Here is a 14,820-nt window from a genome sequence, read left to right on the forward strand (position 1 = left end):
AGTCGACATAAGATCGTGGTGTGCCTGCTCCCGAACTGCGGATCTGCCTCGACGAGTCCGACCTCGACGCGTCGCTCCGCCTCGACGTCCGGCGCGGCCTCACGTCGCACCCCAAGTACCTGCCGATGCGCCTGCACTACGACGGCCGCGGCTCCACCCTCTTCGCCGAGCTCACCCGCCAGCCGGAGTACTACCAGACGCGCAGCGAGCGGGCGATCCTCCACGACAGGGCCGGGGAGATCGCGGACGCGCTCGGCGCCGACGACGTCTCGGTGATCGAGCTCGGCGCGGGCCGGGCCGAGAAGATCCGGCCGCTGCTCAGCGCCCTCGCGGGGACCGGCCGCCTCGACGCGTTCTGGCCTTTCGACGTGGCCGAAGGCGAGGTCCGGGACGTGCTGCTGGAGCTCTCCACGGCCTACCCGGACGCTTACCTCGGCGGGATCGTCGGCGACTTCACCCGCCATCTCGCTCACCTGCCCGACCACCACGACACGCGGCTCGTCGCGTTCCTCGGCGGCACCTTCGGGAACTTCACCGGGATGGAGCGCAGCCAGTTCCTGCGCGACCTGCGCGAGGCGTTGCGCCCCGGCGACTGGTTCCTGCTCGGCGCCGACCTCGTGAAGGACCCGGACGTGATCCTCGCGGCCTACAACGACGCGGCCGGGGTGACGGCCGAGTTCAACCGGCACGTCCTGTACGTCCTCAACCATCGCCTGGACGCCGATTTCGAACCCGACAACTTCGAGCACATCGCGTTGTGGGACAACGACACCGCCACCATCGACATGCGCCTGCGGGCAATGAAGCCGATGAAGGTGGACCTCTCGGCCCTCGCGATCGACGTCTCGTTCAGCGTCGGCGAGGAGATCCACACCGGCATCTCCACCAAGTTCCTCCGCGGCGAACTCGAGAACCACCTCCAGGCCACCGGCTTCGAGACCACCCGCTGCTGGACCGACGAACGCGGATACATGGGCGTGTTCCTCGCGTGCGCGATCTGACCGCCGCGCTCAGGCGATCGGACGTGCCCTCGCCGCCGCCGGATTAGGGTGGTCGGCATGGGAGAGATCGTGCTCATCCGCCACGGCGAGACCACCTGGTCCGCTTCGGGCCGGCATACGTCCGTGACCGACCTCGAACTCACCGAGAACGGTGTGTCCCAAGCGAAGGCACTCGCGCCGCTACTCGCCGGACGCGAGTTCACCGCGGTCTGGTCGAGCCCCCGCAAGCGGGCCCTCATCACCGCCGACCTGGCGGGGCTCGCGGTCGGCGCCGTCATCCCCGATCTGGCCGAATGGGGCTACGGCGACTACGAGGGCCGCACCAGCGAGGAGATCGAGGCCGACAACCCGGGCTGGTCGCTCTGGACCGACGGCGGCAAAGGCCCCGGCGGCGAGAGCGCGGCGGAGGTCGCCGCCCGACTCGACCGCGCGATCGCCGAGGCCGAACCGCTCCTCGAGCACGGCGACGTCGCGTTCATCGCGCACGGCCACAGCCTCCGTGTCGCGGCGGCCCGCTGGCTCGGCCGCCCCGCCCGTGACGGACGCGAGTTCAAGATCGACACCGCCTCGATCGCGGCCCTCGGCTACGAGCACGAGCGCCGTGCGATCACGCTGTGGAACCTCACGGCAGCGGCCGTGAACGGCGAATAGCAGTGTCGCCGACTGCACGCGAAGACGTGCGAAACCGCTTGTCCCCCAGTCGACTCGGGCGCGCGAGATCGTTTCGGCGCGCCGCGCCGCCGCTAGAGCCGACATCGAAGGTCGATCCTCGATTCGACAGCGCACACGCTGCAGCTCCGTGGCCGGGAGTCACTGCCACCGCATCGATCGAGGCCTCCGGCGGTCGTCAGGGCCGCCAGATGACGACTCCGGTCGAGACTTCGCGTTCCGAGAAGCGGCCCTCAGGGGCCGATTCGGCCAGTAGGTCGCGGAGTTCGATCTCGAAGGCGGGCAGGCGTTCCCCGAACAGGTGGGGTGCCGAGCTCGACAGCGAGAACACCGCCGAGACGATCGAGTCGGCGTTCCGTTCGAAGATGCGGCCGTCGTCGACCTGGATGCGGGTCATCTTGGTGTACCCGGCCTGCCGCATGATGTCCTCTTCGCCGCCGGCCGTGCCGCCCGGCAGGTATCCCTGCCCGGCGCGGCGGACCGGCCCGAGGTAGGCCGCTACCAGGTCGCCGATCCGGTCCCAGGGCGGGGCCGGATGCGGGAGGGATTCGGTGTCGTCCGCGCCGCGATGGGTAGTGGCGCCGACGTGGATCCAGTACCCGTCGGGGTCGAGCAGTTTGCGGACGCGGTCAGCCACGTGGAGGCGGTCCATCCAGTGGAAGGACTGCGCGAAGGCGACGACTTGGAAGACGCCCAGGTCCTCGGGCAGGGCTTCGGCACGGGCCTGCAGCCATTCGATGTCGGTGAGCCCGGCTTCCCCGGCTCGCCGGGCGGCTTCGGCGAGCATGCCCGGATCCGGGTCGACGCCCACAGTGGAGGCGAACAGCGGAGCGAGCATGAGGGTCAGAGAGCCTGGGCCGCAGCCGACGTCGAGCAGCCGACCGGTGCCGTCGAGGCCGAGCACGTCGCGTACGGCGGCGGCGAGAGCGGACGGATAGGGCATTCGGCCGACGCTGTAGTGGGCGGCGCTGCCGGCGAAGAGGGTCTCGTCCCACTCCCATCCGGCGGCGTCAGTGGTCATTGGAGCAGTTTCCGTATCCCATCGGCGCCAGCATCGCCGATCGGCTCGTAGATGGCCAGCGCTTTTTCCGGGACGCCTGTTCGGAGCCGTTCTCGTTTCAGTTCCAGTCGGCCTGAGAACTCGAGCGAGGTCCCGATGCGCACGAGGCCTCCCCGCCCTCCGGCCAGGTCTCACGTGTTCGCCAGGGGCTGATCCAGGCTGCGACCGTCAACGGCCTGACCCTCAACTGAGACGTGGCCCACTGGGATTCTGGTAGGCTCTGGCGTCCATGAGCCCTCCCCTCCTCGTGATCCGCTCGATGCTGGTCCGCGTGCCCGCGCGTCTCTGGCTGTGGGCGTTCGCCTTCGCCATCGCTGCCGACCTTGCCGCGATCACCCTCGGCACGGACGCGGTTCGCTGGGCGAGCAAGCCCGCGCTGACGCTCCTGCTCCTCGCCCACCTGATCGTCGCGACCCCGCCGGGGCTGCGCCACGCCCGCCTGTTCGGGCTGGGCCTCCTGCTCGCCTGCGCGGCCGACATCGCGCTGCTGGTCGACGGCACGACTGCGTTCCTGGTCGGCATGGGCCTGTTCGCCCTCATGCAGATCACGTACTTCGCCGTGTTCATCCGCCTGGGCGCGTTGCCGATCCTCCGCGAACACTGGACGGCCCCCGGCTGCTACCTGGCGTTCTGGTTGGGCGCCAACGTGCTGCTATGGCCCCAGCTCGGCGCCCTGGCCGTCCCGATCGCGGTCTACAGTCTGCTGCTCGTGTCGATGGCCGCGGCGGGAAGCGCCCTCAATCGCCTCACCGCTGTCGGGGGCCTGTTCTTCGTCGTCTCGGATCTCGTGTTGGGCTTGGGCGTAGCCGGCATCGACTTCGCCCTTCAGGACCAGACGGTGATGGCCACCTATGCGGCAGCCCAACTGCTCCTGACCCTCGGCACGATCAAGGCCCTCTCCCTCAAGGCCCGCGAATGACCTCCCTGATCAATATCGCCGCGATCCTCGTGTTCGCAGCGACGGAAGCGCGGGGGTGGCGCCGGAGGTTGGGTGTCCGGGACTAGGCGGGAACTCGATCGAGCTTCAAACCGGCAGCGAGGGAGCGGCGGGCGGTGGTCCGGGGGTGTGTCGCCGGGGCGGGGCCGGTGGTCGCTTCCGGTCGGGCCGGGTGGGGTTGGGGCCGGGCTGCGTGTCCGGGGCCGGGGTCGTCTCTGGCGCGAGGTGCAAACCGGCAGCGAGGGAAAGGTAGGCGAGGCTCCGGCGGTATGTCGCCGAAGCCGGGCCGGTGGTCGCTACCGGCAGGGCCGGGCGGGTCCGGCCTGATGCCGCAGCGGCGGGGCGGTCGGCGGCACGGGAGCCGTCAGCCGCCGAGTTCGGCTCGGCTGCGCTCGTGTCCATGTCCATGTCCATGTCCATGTTCGTGTTCGTGTTCGTGTGCATGGTCGTGGTCCTCATGCGCCTGTGTCGCCTCCTTCCCGCTGCTCCGCTTGCTTCCCTCGCTGACCCTGCTGGCCCTGCTGACCTTGCTTCGGCTTCCGGTTCCGGCCCTTCGGCTTTCGCCTAGCCGCGCGCCGTTCCTGCCGGGGACGGGCGCTATTGCCTGCCGTCCCTGAGGAAGTGGTGCGGCCTCCCGGCGGATGCCGGTGGCGTGCCCGGTGGTCTTCCGGGTGGATGCCGGTGGCGGGTTCGCCTCCCGAGGATCGCTTGCCGTTCCTGGGGTCCGTCCCGTAGGCGCGTGGGCTTGCGGGCGCGGCGCTGCCGGGACGGGGTGGTGCTCGCCATGGACGTGCTTGCGGTGTCGCCGTACCGAGTCCTCTATTCGCTCGGTGTGGCCTCACCGCTGACGCTGGCGGGTCGTGCTCGGATCGCGAGTGCCGTCGTGTACGGCATTGCCTTCTGGTTGGGGTGATCCCAACTAGGATCGTCCACCCAGTCACGGCCCGTCGGGGGCGCGGACAGCTGCGGGCGATGGCACGGGGGTGAGATCGGACGCCTCCAGTGGAGGAGGAGCACCCTGGCTTACCGGGTCGTCGCCTCGAAACAAGTCGGTTTGTCGGATCGGCCAGAGGCTTGTCGTAGTCTGCTTACACCTACCCCGACACCTGTACCAGTTTCCTGTCCCTGTACGTACCTCAATTGTCCCCCATACAGCCCCCGACTGTCATCACCCACACGATGCGAAAGCATTCACGTTCCAAGGCCGCCCGGACCCCAACCAGCCCAAGGCGAAAGGCCCACCCTCAACCCACCACTTCGTCGCCGCCGGCTTTGAGCCAAAGCAGCCGAATCCTCAAGGTCCGACGAGGCTATGCAATGTCGATCCTCGTGAGCCTCTGCGTGGCTCGGGTCAGCACCACGTAGGCGACGCCGGCACCGTGGGATTCGGCGACGGCTTCGAGGTCCACCGCGATCACCGCGTCCCACTCGAGGCCCTTGGACTCCAAGGGACCCACCAGGGTGACTCGTCCATCGTGGACGATGTCGTCGAGTTCGGCATGGCGGTCGTACGGGGCGATGATGCCGACCGTGCCTTCGACGGCGTCCAGCGCCTGCACGACCGCGCCCGCCACCTCCGGCAGGAGCGCATCGGCGGCGACCGTCTTCTCGACGACGCGCACGCCGGTCTCGCGGACGGCCTCGGGGAGGTCGATGTTGCGCAGCCGCGGCTTGGCCCATTCGGCGGCGTACTCGAAGACCTCTTTGGAGTTCCGGTAGTTCTTGGTGAGGTGGAACTCGTGGAGGCGGCCGCTCGGGACGGCGCGGCGACGGGCGTCGGCGCTCTCCCTCGGCCTGGGCCAGCTCGACTGGGCCTCGTCACCGACAATGGTCCATCCGGCGCCGCGGCCGCGGCGGCCGAGCATGCGCCACTGCATGGGCGAGAGGTCCTGGGCCTCGTCGACGATCACATGCGCGTAGTCCTCGTAGAACGCGTCGCGCGACTGCCGTTCGGGCCGGTCGTAATAGCGGTCCTGGACCGTGGAGACCTCTTGGATGCCCTCCCACGACCGAATGCGGTCGCGGCCCCGCGGCTGGGGCTTGACGCCCAGGAGGATGCGCAGCTCGTCGAGGAGCGCCACGTCCGGGATCGAGAAGTCGGTCTCTCGCAGCGAGGCGGCGACCCCTTCGATGGCCTCCTTCTTCAGGTGCCCTTCGGCGGCGGACGCGAGGCGGCGGACGTCGCCGCCCCAGCCGAGCACGTCGGCCGGGTCGAGGTCGGGCCACCAGTGGTCGAGGAAGGTGAGGAACTCCCCGCGCGAGCCCACGTCGCGGGAGAACTTCGCCGGCTCGGCCTCTTCGATGACCGGTTTGATCTTGCGCCACAAGGCGACCAGCAGGGCGCGGCCGGCCTCGGTCTTGGCGAGGTTCGGGCGCGGCTCCTTCTCGAAGACGCGGGCGCGGGCGGCCGCGAGCTCGGCGGCATCGAGTTTGAACACGTCGCCGCGGTAGACGATGCGCAGTTCGCTGGGCGCGCCTGGCGGGGTCTGCCGCACGAGGCGGCGCAGGATCGGGAGCATCACGGTGCCGCCCTTGACGGCCGCGACCTCGGGCCGGTCCTGGCGGGTGGCCTCGACGCCGGCGTACAGCTCGCCGAGTGAGTACAGTGCTGCGGTCTCCTCGCCGAGACTCGGGAGGACCCGCCCGATGTACTTCATGAACACCGCAGAGGGGCCGACGACGAGGATGCCCGCGGCCTCGTAGCGGCTGCGGTCCTGGTAGAGAAGGTACGCGGCGCGGTGGAGGGCGACGACGGTCTTGCCGGTGCCGGGCCCGCCGGTGATGATGGTGGCGCCGCGGCCGGGCGCGCGGATGGCGGCGTCCTGCTCGGCCTGGATCGTCGCGACGATGTCGCGCATCCGCCCGGTCCGCTTGCGGCCCAGAGCGGCCATGAGCGCGCCGTCGCCGATCACGGGAAGCCGGTCGGCGGCGTCCTCATTGAGCAGGTCGTCGCTGATCTCCTCGACGGTGCGGCCGAAGGAGCGGATGACGCGTCGCCGCGCCACTTCCTGCCGGTCGACGGCGGTCGCGCGGTAGAACGGGGCGGCGGCCGGCGCGCGCCAGTCGACCAGGAGGGTGCGGTACTCCTCGTCGCGCACCCCGAGGCGTCCGACGTGGCGGACCTTGCCGTCGTCGAAGTCGAGGCGGCCGAACACGAGGCCTTCATGCTGGGAGTCGAGGTCGGCGATGCGGCGGGCGGCCTGGTAGACGAACACGTCGCGTTCGTACCGCGCACCCGGGACGGTGGCGGCGAGGTGGGCGTAGCCGGAGTCGCGGTTGCCTTCGGCTTCACCGCGGAGCACGTCGACGCGCGAGTACACGCGGTCGACGAAGCCCTGCTCGATCGCGATCTCCTGCTCGGGGGTGCTGGCGGGATCGGGGACGGGGACGGCGTGCGTCGTGTCGACGTCCTGCTCCTGCCGGACGTCTGCGGGGCCTGTTTCCTGGGACACTGCGCTCCTCGCTCGAATTCGGGAACGCACCAGCCTAGCGCGTCGCGGCGACACCCGTCCGCCGATCATGGACTAGGGAGTGCTCGCCCACCTCTACGGCTGCGCGGGCCACACCCGGTACATCCACGAGTAGTCGTCGTCGATCTCGTCGAACCCGAACTGACGGTAGAGACCTTGGGCGTCGCCGGTCGCGAGGAGCACCCGCTTGAGGCCCATCCGCTCGGCCTCCTCCGCGATGTGCGCGACGAGCCGCTTGCTCAATCCCCTGCCGCGCGCCTCGCGGTCCACGTAGACGTCGCTGAGCCACCCGAAGTACGCGTGGTCGGTGATGAGCCGCGCGAACGCGAGCTGGCGCCCGCCGCCGTCGTAGAGCCCGAACGGGAGCGAGTGGTCGATGGCGAGGTCCATGCGCTCGCGGGTGCGGCCCATGGCCCAGTACGTGTCGGTGGAGATCGCCTTGTGGACCCACTCGCGGTCGAGCCGGTCGGGGTCGGAGGAGATCGTGTACTCGTCGCTCATCGCCCCAACCTATGCCCGCGACTCAGGCCGCGCCAGCCGAAATCGTGCGGCTCCCCTTGCGGCGCAGATAGATCTCGATGAACAGGAGGTTGAGCACGATCGAGCCGACGATCGCCGCGGTGTACGCGACGCTGAAGAGCGCGTCGAAGTCGCCGCCGTAGAAGCCCTCGAGCAGCGGGAGCTGCACGGCGATGAACAGCCCCAGGTAGACCCGCAGCATCACGGCGGCGAAGGTAGCGGCCATGCTGCGCAGCATCCACCGTTCGTGCGCGGCGAAGTCGCGCGCCCGCACGGCCCGGTAGGCCCGCGCGGCCGAGTAGAGCCAGAACACGTCGAGGAACACGAAGAAGACGAGCGCGATCGGCCCGGCTGTGGTCAGGACGGCGACGACGATGCCGGTGAGCGCGCCGGGGAGGATGCCGCCGAGCAGGTAGACGCGGCCGAGGATCCGGTGGACCTTCGGGTGTCTGCGGCGGATCGAGCCGAAGAACTGGAAGGGCCCCACCAGGAGCGCGATGCCTCCGGCGACGGCGTGGGCGACGAGGACCGGCAGGTGGAGCGGCACGTTCTCGCGGATGCCGACGCGCGGTTCCATGCCCGCGAGGTAGGGCGGCAAGGCACTGAGGACGATCGCGACGCTGGCGATGGCGACCACGACGACGGCGATGCGGCCGCGCCGCCGCCGTTTCGCGGCGTTCGGTTCCCGGGTGGTGAGGGTGGCGCTCATGAAGGGGTGCTCCTCGAATTGTGAGCGTAACTATCGATAGTGACGCTATCATTAAATCGAGCGGGTCACAACCACCGCTCGGGTAAGAAGGACGCATGCGAATCGGAGAGCTCAGCGCCAGGACCGGGGTCCCCGTGGCCACGATCAAGTACTACGTGCGCGAGGGCCTCGTCGCCGGAGGCGAACGCACCAGCCACAACCAGGTCAGCTACGGCGAGGAGCACGTGCGGCGACTGCGGCTGGTGCGCTCCATGGTCGAGACCGGATCGCTGCCGATCGCAACGGTCCGCGAGGTCCTCGCCGAGGTCGAGGACCCCAGCCGCGACCTCGACAGCGCGCTCGGCGTCGCCAGCCGGGCCCTCTCGAGCCACCGGGTGCCCGAGGACGCCCCCGAGGAAGCCCATCTCGCGACGGCGCTGGCGATCGTGCGGCGGCGGGGCTGGAACCGGATGTCCGCCGATCACGGCTACATCCGCGCCCTCGCCGACGTCATCGGCCGGCTCGAACTGTTCGGGATCGGCGACCTGGCCGAACTGGAGGACCGCTATGCGCGCGCGGCCGAACAGGTGGCCGAGGCGGACATCCGGCTCCTGATGCTGCGCGAGGACCGCGACGAGATTCTGGAGACGATGATCGTGGGAACGGTGCTCGGCGACGCGCTCTTCGAGATCCTGCGGCGCATCGCCCAAGTCGAGATATCCGGCCGCGAATTCAAGCGCGATGCCCAAGGGACCGAGGCGAAGCAGCGCGAACACAAGGAAGATTTATCCACTAGGGACGGATATGCCGCACGGTCCGCCCCCGGGACGGGCACGTATCATGCGCAAATGGCAATGTCTGCAATTGTCGGGTTTTCGACTGTGCAAGCCGATTGGGCGGTTCTACGCTGATTCCACGCACCCCGGTGGCGCGGCGGCAGAGACCAAGCCTGCTCGACCAGAGACTTTGCCGCCATCACCAGGAGGCCGTCCGACGAAGTGGGGTAGTCGAGACGGCCGGCGGCGGGGCTCCAACTACCTGGCCTGGAGCCCCGCCGCTTATCCATGCCCGGACCCCGAACGCGACCGCTACGGGCGGTGGAGCCAGGCCAGGAGGTCCCTCGGGGCCATGGCCTCGACCCGCTGCTCGTAGGCCGCGAGTTCCTCCGGCGTGAGGAGTTCGGCGGCCGAGCCTGAAGCGCCCCTCCGGAAGAAGGCGGCGCGGCTGCGGAACAGGCCCGCCGGGTCCGGGGCCGTCAAGTCCGCTTTCGACTTCATCGCCGAGAAGGACGCGGCCTCCACCAGTTCGGGCCAGCGCGCTTCGTCCACTTCGATGTCGAGCCATGCGGCGATGCGGCGCATCTCGCCTTCAAGGTCGGCGGCGAGGTCGGCGTAGTGCACGAGGAGGAGGTTGGGTTCGTCGCGGCGCCTCCAGGCGTCGCCGAGGTGGGCCATGACGCCGGGGAGCATGTCGGGGGCTTCGCGCGGGTCGTTCCCCGAGCGGGTCCAGCCGACGAGCCAGTCGTGGAGTTCGGGGCGCGGTCCCCGCTTGGCTTCGGGCACGGGTTCGCCGGTGAGTTCGGCGATGCGTTCGCGGATCAGGTTGGAGCCCTGGTGGTAGAGCGAGACGGCGGCGTCGAGCGGGTGGCGGGCGACCACGATGTAGCGGGCCTGGGGGTGGAACGGGATGCCGTCGAGCGGGGTGTGGGTCTTGATGAACCGGCGGTGGCCCTGGGCGTCGAGGCGCGCGAACACCTCGTCCTCGGGCTCGATGGTCCAGTCGAGCCAGGGGGAGAGCGCGGGGAGCGGCGCGGGGAGTTCGGGGGTCTGGAAGACGAGGAGGGCGCAGATCATCTGCGTCCAGGTGGTGCCGTGTTTGGATCGGGTGCTGAGGATGATGTCGCCGTCGCGGACGGGGAAGTCGAGCCAGCGGTGGCTGTCTTCCATTTCAGAGACGTATCGGTGGGGAAGCACCGGAGGATCCTAGGACGGCAGTGGATGCGACGCAAAGAATTTTGCGTGCGTCGCGGTGGTGCGTCGCGGGCTCGGTTCCTACGATGGAGGTGAGACGTCGTCTATCGCTTGGAGTGCGATTCCTTTGGCCCTCAACTCGAACATGGTGCCGCTGGGCACGCCCGCCCCCGATTTCTCGCTGCCGGACCTCGACGGCGAGCTGCGGTCGCTCGCCGGTTTCGACGCGCCGATGCTGCTGGTCGCGTTCCTGTGCAACCACTGCCCGTACGTGCGGCACATCGAGCAGGTCTTCGGGGCCTTCACCGCCGGGCAGGCGGATCTGGACGTGGTGGCGATCTGCTCGAACGACGCCGAGCGCTACCCGGACGACGCGCCGGCGGGGCTCGCCGACCAGGTGGCGCGCGCGAGCTGGACGTTCCCGTACCTGGTCGACGGGTCGCAGGAGGTCGCGCGCGCCTACAGCGCGGCGTGCACCCCGGATTTCTTCCTGTACGGGCCGGACCGGGCGCTGGCCTACCGGGGCGCGTTCGACGGTTCGACCCCCGGCAACGGCGTGCCCGTCACCGGGGAGTACCTGGAGCGGGCGATCGAGCTGGTCCGCCGGGGCGAGCCGGTGCCCGAGCCGCATTACCCGTCGACGGGCTGCGGCATCAAGTGGCGGTCCTAGACGAGCGTCCCTTGGCGCACCTCGATGACGGGCGCGGCCCGACCCTGGAGGCGACGCGGCGCCGGCGGCTCGAGGCGGTGGACGCCGAGGAGGCGGCCAAGACCCGGCGGCGCGTTGTCCGCCGCGCATCTGCCCCGCGCCTATCGCCAAAGACTGTGCAGCGCGATCTCCAGCTCGCCGAGCATGTTGCGCAGCAACGGCATCGAGAGGCCGATCACGGTTCCCGGGTCGCCGTCGATCCGGTCGATGAACGCCGAACCGTAGCCGTCGAGCGTGAACGAGCCCGCGACGTGCAGCGGCTCGCCCGTCGCCACATACGCGGCGATCTCCTCGTCGGAGACCTCGGCGAAGTGGACCTCGGTCCCCGCCGAGCGCACGATCTGCCGGTCGGCGGCCACATCGATGAGGCAGTGCCCGGTGTAGAGCGTCCCGGAACGGCCGCGCATCCGCTTCCAGCGCGAGGTCGCCTCCTCGGGGCCCTCGGGCTTGCCGAGGATCTCGTGCCCGAAGTGCAGCACCGAATCGCATCCCAGCACCAGCGAATCCGGTCCCACCAGGTTGAGGACCGCCTGCGCCTTCATCTCCGCGAGCGTCGCGGCCAGCTCGGCCGGGTCATGGCCCATCACGCGGCTCTCGTCCACACCCGAGACGATCACCTGCGGCTCGAGACCGGCAGCCTTCAGCAGCTCGCGCCGCGCAGGGGACTGCGAGGCCAGAACGAAGGGCCTGCTCAACGGTCCATACCCCTGCGGGCCGGGACCGCCGTGTCACGCCAGGAACGGCGCACCCGCAGCTGCAGGCCCGGGTTCGACCAGGCGGCCCGGCGAGTCGGGGCCTCGGACTCCTCTACCGGGCGCGGCAGCGCGGTGATCAGCCCGACCAGCGCGGCCAGTTCTTCATCAGTGGGGTTGCCACGGACGACCTTGAGTTCCAGACTCATCGAGAACTACTCCTCGTCGATATCGAATTCGCGGTGCACCCGCTCCCAGAAGCCGTCGCGGACCCAGATCCGCGCTTCCGGGTGGTCGCGTAGAGAGTAGCCGAGTTCCTTCTCGGCTTCCACCAGCAGCTCCTTGTCGATGACCGTCGGCAGCTGCGGGCCCGGAAGCAGATCCGCGATGTTGTCCGCGCCCCTGGTCAGCAGCCACTTGTGGCCCACGTACTCCCCGATCTGGCGCACGGTCTCGGGGTCGAGCTTCTCACCGGTCTGCGTGGTGCGCACGAACTTCGGCCGGGCGGACTCGGCTTGGGCCAGCGCCTCGGCCGCGTTCATGGTCACGGCCACGGACTGGCGCTGGCCGAAGACCGCGGCCGGGCTCGGCACGCGCGGCTCGGGCTGCGTCATCGGCGCGCCGACCATGCTGTACGTGGCGGCCGCGGCGGTGCCGCTCTTGGTGAAGTAGGCCCGCAGGTCCTCGGCTTCGATCGTGGCCACGGTGTCGGACTCCCACACCAGGCGCTCGGCCTGGTTGGTGCCGTACGGCGGCTCGACGCCCCAGAGGTGGACGCGCACGCCGTAGGCCTGGGCGACCTCGACGGCCGGGACCATGTCCTCGTCGCCGGCGAGGAGGATGGCCTCGTGGACGGCGTGGTGGCGGGCGAGCAGTTCCAGGTCGGAGCGGATCTGCGCGTCGACGCCCTTCTGCTGGCCGCGCGAGTTGAGGTTGCCGAGGCGGACTTTGACGAATTCCATGTTGGCGATGACCCGCTGGTCGACCGTGGGTACGCGGTCGCGGGCGGCGTCGAACCAGTAGAGGCGGAGCAGTTCGCCGTCGGAGAGGTGGTGGGCGGCGCGTTCGATGAGGGATTTGATCAGCTTCTCGGCGTCGACTCGGTAGTCGCGGCGGGAGGTGGCGTCGAGCAGGAGCTCCGCCGCCGCCGCGTAGAGGTAGCCGACGTCGATCAATATGGCGTACCGCCGGGACGGCAGCCCTGGCAGCATCCCTCCGATAGGTGTCATGGCCCACTCCCAACGTCGGGCGGGACGAATTGTCCCGCTTCCCCCAGCTCTATAAGACGGTACCCGGATCGGACGCCAGGGATGGGAGTGGTGCGCGTCGCTTCGCGTGGCAAGGCGGTTTGAGCCGGTGACGGGCGCTCCCTGCGCGGCGGACGCGTGGAGCGCTCACCGGATCGAGTGAGAGTGGACGGCAAAGGACGGCGGGGCCTGTGCGCCTGCGCGGTTCGCAGGCGTCACTGTGGGCTGCCCCGCCGTCCTCGCGGTACGTCCTTGGACGGTGTCGCCTAGAGCGGGATGTTGCCGTGCTTCTTGGCAGGCAGTTCGTCGCGCTTCGAGGCGTTCATGCGCAGGCCGCGCACGAGCATCGCGCGGGTCTCGCGCGGCTGGATGACCGCGTCGATGTAGCCGAGTTCGGCCGCGACGTACGGGTTGTTCAGCTTCTCCTCGTACTCGGCCATGAGTTCGGCGCGCTTGGCCTGCTCGTCGTCGGCCTTCGCGAGTTCGCGGCGGTAGAGGATGTTGACCGCGCCCTGCGAGCCCATGACCGCGATCTCCGCGGTCGGCCACGCCAGGTTGAGGTCGGCGCCGACGCCCTTGGAGCCCATGACGCAGTACGCGCCGCCGTAGTCCTTGCGGGTGACGACGGTGAGCTTGGGGACCGTCGCCTCGGCGTACGCGTAGATGAGCTTGGCGCCGCGGCGGATGATCCCGTCGTGCTCCTGCGAGGTGCCCGGGAGGAAGCCCGGGACGTCGACGAACGAGATGATCGCGATGTTGAAGGCGTCGCAGAAGCGGATGAACCGCGCGGCCTTCTCCGAGGCGTCGATGTCGAGGCAGCCCGCGAAGTGCATGGGCTGGTTGGCGACGACGCCGACGGGCCGACCGTCGAGTCGGCCGAAGCCGGTGATGATGTTCTTCGCGAACAGCGCCTGGGTCTCCAGGAACTCGCCGTCGTCGAGCACCGATTCGAGCACCTTGTGCATGTCGTACGGCTGGTTCGCCGAGTCGGGGATGACGGTGTCGAGTTCGAGGTCGGTGGCGGTGAGGTCGAGCTCGACGTCCTTGGACTCGTAGGCGGGCGGCTCGTCGAGGTTGTTCGACGGCAGGTACGACAGGAGGTGCTTGACGTACTCGAGCGCGTCGGTCTCGTCGGAGGCCAGGTAGTGGGCGTTGCCCGCGACCGCGTTGTGGGTGCGCGCGCCGCCGAGCTCCTCCATGCCGACGTCCTCGCCGGTCACCGCGCGGACCACGTCCGGGCCGGTGATGAACATGTGGCTGGTCTGGTCGACCATCACCGTGAAGTCGGTGATCGCCGGGGAGTAGACCGCGCCGCCCGCGCAGGGGCCCATGATGAGCGAGATCTGCGGGATGACGCCGGAGGCGCGCACGTTGCGGAAGAAGATGTCGGAATAGCCGCCGAGGGAGGCCACGCCTTCCTGGATGCGGGCGCCGCCGGAGTCGGAGATGCCGATGATCGGGCGGCCGGTGCGCAGCGCCAGGTCCTGGATCTTGGTGATCTTCTCGCCCGAGACCTGCCCGAGCGAACCGCCGAGGACGGTGAAGTCCTGCGCGAACACGCAGACCTCCCGGCCCTCGATGGTGCCGTAGCCGGTGACGACGCCGTCGCCGTAGGGCCGGTTGGCCTCCATGCCGAAACTGGTCGAGTGGTGCTTGCGCAGGGAGTCCAGTTCGACGAACGACCCCTCGTCGAGCAGCTGCTCGAGGCGTTCGCGGGCGGTGCGCTTGCCCTTCTCGTGCTGCTTCTCGATCGCCCGGGGGTTCCCGGTGGCCGCTTCTGAAAGGCGCTCGGCCAGGTCGGTGAGCCGCCCGGCGGTCGTGTGGAAGTCGATGTCGGTCACGACTCGGATCGTATCGG

15 protein-coding genes are annotated in these 14,820 nt (G+C 69.6%); 5 read left to right on the forward strand and 10 right to left on the reverse strand.

Annotated elements, in window-relative coordinates:
• Positions 1-20 precede the first annotated feature (20 nt).
• Both egtD and JHY01_RS21650 read left to right on the forward strand, forming a co-directional pair.
• Positions 21-1,001, forward strand: coding sequence for an L-histidine N(alpha)-methyltransferase (gene egtD / locus JHY01_RS21645; protein ID WP_307814522.1), 981 nt, complete (start codon positions 21-23; stop codon positions 999-1,001).
• A 57-nt stretch (positions 1,002-1,058) separates the two neighbouring features.
• Entirely contained in the window at positions 1,059-1,652 is a 594-nt protein-coding gene (locus JHY01_RS21650) for a histidine phosphatase family protein (RefSeq protein WP_205327779.1), read from the forward strand.
• 196 nt (positions 1,653-1,848) lie between these two features.
• Here JHY01_RS21650 and JHY01_RS21655 read toward each other — a convergent pair whose 3' ends face one another.
• Positions 1,849-2,691: a class I SAM-dependent methyltransferase gene (locus JHY01_RS21655; RefSeq protein ID WP_205327780.1), complete on the reverse strand. Its 843-nt coding sequence runs from the start codon at positions 2,689-2,691 to the stop codon at positions 1,849-1,851.
• Between the two features lie 268 nt (positions 2,692-2,959).
• Between JHY01_RS21655 and JHY01_RS21660 the strand changes: the two genes are divergently transcribed.
• Entirely contained in the window at positions 2,960-3,649 is a 690-nt protein-coding gene (locus tag JHY01_RS21660; RefSeq protein ID WP_205327781.1) for a lysoplasmalogenase, read from the forward strand.
• A 105-nt stretch (positions 3,650-3,754) separates the two neighbouring features.
• On the opposite strand, the gene JHY01_RS21665 is transcribed toward JHY01_RS21660, so the two are convergent.
• From JHY01_RS21665 to JHY01_RS21680, 4 genes are all read right to left on the reverse strand, one after another.
• Complete coding sequence (locus JHY01_RS21665; RefSeq protein ID WP_205327782.1) at positions 3,755-4,126, reverse strand: hypothetical protein; 372 nt, start codon at positions 4,124-4,126, stop codon at positions 3,755-3,757.
• 851 nt (positions 4,127-4,977) lie between these two features.
• Entirely contained in the window at positions 4,978-7,119 is a 2,142-nt protein-coding gene (locus tag JHY01_RS21670) for a UvrD-helicase domain-containing protein (protein ID WP_205327783.1), read from the reverse strand.
• A gap of 93 nt (positions 7,120-7,212) precedes the next feature.
• Positions 7,213-7,638 (reverse strand): GNAT family N-acetyltransferase, encoded by a 426-nt coding sequence (locus JHY01_RS21675; protein WP_205327784.1) that lies wholly within the window; start codon positions 7,636-7,638, stop codon positions 7,213-7,215.
• 22 nt (positions 7,639-7,660) lie between these two features.
• Positions 7,661-8,365, reverse strand: a complete 705-nt coding sequence (locus JHY01_RS21680) for a DUF2306 domain-containing protein (RefSeq protein ID WP_205327785.1) — start codon at positions 8,363-8,365, stop codon at positions 7,661-7,663.
• A 95-nt stretch (positions 8,366-8,460) separates the two neighbouring features.
• Between JHY01_RS21680 and JHY01_RS21685 the strand changes: the two genes are divergently transcribed.
• Positions 8,461-9,255, forward strand: a complete 795-nt coding sequence (locus JHY01_RS21685) for a MerR family transcriptional regulator (protein ID WP_205327786.1) — start codon at positions 8,461-8,463, stop codon at positions 9,253-9,255.
• Between the two features lie 177 nt (positions 9,256-9,432).
• Here the strand turns inward: JHY01_RS21685 and JHY01_RS21690 are convergent, their stop codons facing one another.
• Complete coding sequence (locus JHY01_RS21690) at positions 9,433-10,317, reverse strand: sulfotransferase domain-containing protein (protein WP_307814523.1); 885 nt, start codon at positions 10,315-10,317, stop codon at positions 9,433-9,435.
• 124 nt (positions 10,318-10,441) lie between these two features.
• Between JHY01_RS21690 and JHY01_RS21695 the strand changes: the two genes are divergently transcribed.
• Complete coding sequence (locus tag JHY01_RS21695; protein WP_205327787.1) at positions 10,442-10,984, forward strand: thioredoxin family protein; 543 nt, start codon at positions 10,442-10,444, stop codon at positions 10,982-10,984.
• 140 nt (positions 10,985-11,124) lie between these two features.
• Here JHY01_RS21695 and JHY01_RS21700 read toward each other — a convergent pair whose 3' ends face one another.
• The 4 genes from JHY01_RS21700 to JHY01_RS21715 form a co-directional block, all read right to left on the reverse strand.
• Positions 11,125-11,718, reverse strand: a complete 594-nt coding sequence (locus JHY01_RS21700) for a nucleoside triphosphate pyrophosphatase (protein ID WP_205327788.1) — start codon at positions 11,716-11,718, stop codon at positions 11,125-11,127.
• Positions 11,715-11,924, reverse strand: coding sequence for an acyl-CoA carboxylase subunit epsilon (locus JHY01_RS21705; protein ID WP_205327789.1), 210 nt, complete (start codon positions 11,922-11,924; stop codon positions 11,715-11,717). Before JHY01_RS21705 ends, JHY01_RS21700 begins: the two co-directional genes overlap by 4 nt.
• A gap of 6 nt (positions 11,925-11,930) precedes the next feature.
• Positions 11,931-12,944 (reverse strand): NYN domain-containing protein, encoded by a 1,014-nt coding sequence (locus JHY01_RS21710; RefSeq protein ID WP_205327790.1) that lies wholly within the window; start codon positions 12,942-12,944, stop codon positions 11,931-11,933.
• A gap of 284 nt (positions 12,945-13,228) precedes the next feature.
• On the reverse strand, positions 13,229-14,812 hold the full coding sequence (locus JHY01_RS21715) for an acyl-CoA carboxylase subunit beta (protein WP_374199570.1): 1,584 nt from the start codon (positions 14,810-14,812) through the stop codon (positions 13,229-13,231).
• Positions 14,813-14,820 lie beyond the last annotated feature (8 nt).

The sequence above is a fragment of the Glycomyces sp. YM15 genome (assembly GCF_016918015.1).
In the GTDB taxonomy this organism is placed as follows: Bacteria; Actinomycetota; Actinomycetes; order Mycobacteriales; family Micromonosporaceae; genus Glycomyces.

Excerpts from the sequence above, each read along its gene's own strand:
- JHY01_RS21650 (WP_205327779.1), top strand. The coding sequence starts at position 1,059 with ATGGGAGAGATCGTGCTCATCCGCCACGGCGAGACCACCTGGTCCGCT.
- JHY01_RS21655 (WP_205327780.1), bottom strand. The coding sequence starts at position 2,691 with ATGACCACTGACGCCGCCGGATGGGAGTGGGACGAGACCCTCTTCGCC.
- JHY01_RS21660 (WP_205327781.1), top strand. The coding sequence starts at position 2,960 with ATGAGCCCTCCCCTCCTCGTGATCCGCTCGATGCTGGTCCGCGTGCCC.
- JHY01_RS21665 (WP_205327782.1), bottom strand. The coding sequence starts at position 4,126 with ATGAGGACCACGACCATGCACACGAACACGAACACGAACATGGACATG.
- JHY01_RS21675 (WP_205327784.1), bottom strand. The coding sequence starts at position 7,638 with ATGAGCGACGAGTACACGATCTCCTCCGACCCCGACCGGCTCGACCGC.
- JHY01_RS21680 (WP_205327785.1), bottom strand. The coding sequence starts at position 8,365 with ATGAGCGCCACCCTCACCACCCGGGAACCGAACGCCGCGAAACGGCGG.
- JHY01_RS21685 (WP_205327786.1), top strand. The coding sequence starts at position 8,461 with ATGCGAATCGGAGAGCTCAGCGCCAGGACCGGGGTCCCCGTGGCCACG.
- JHY01_RS21705 (WP_205327789.1), bottom strand. The coding sequence starts at position 11,924 with ATGAGTCTGGAACTCAAGGTCGTCCGTGGCAACCCCACTGATGAAGAA.
- JHY01_RS21710 (WP_205327790.1), bottom strand. The coding sequence starts at position 12,944 with ATGACACCTATCGGAGGGATGCTGCCAGGGCTGCCGTCCCGGCGGTAC.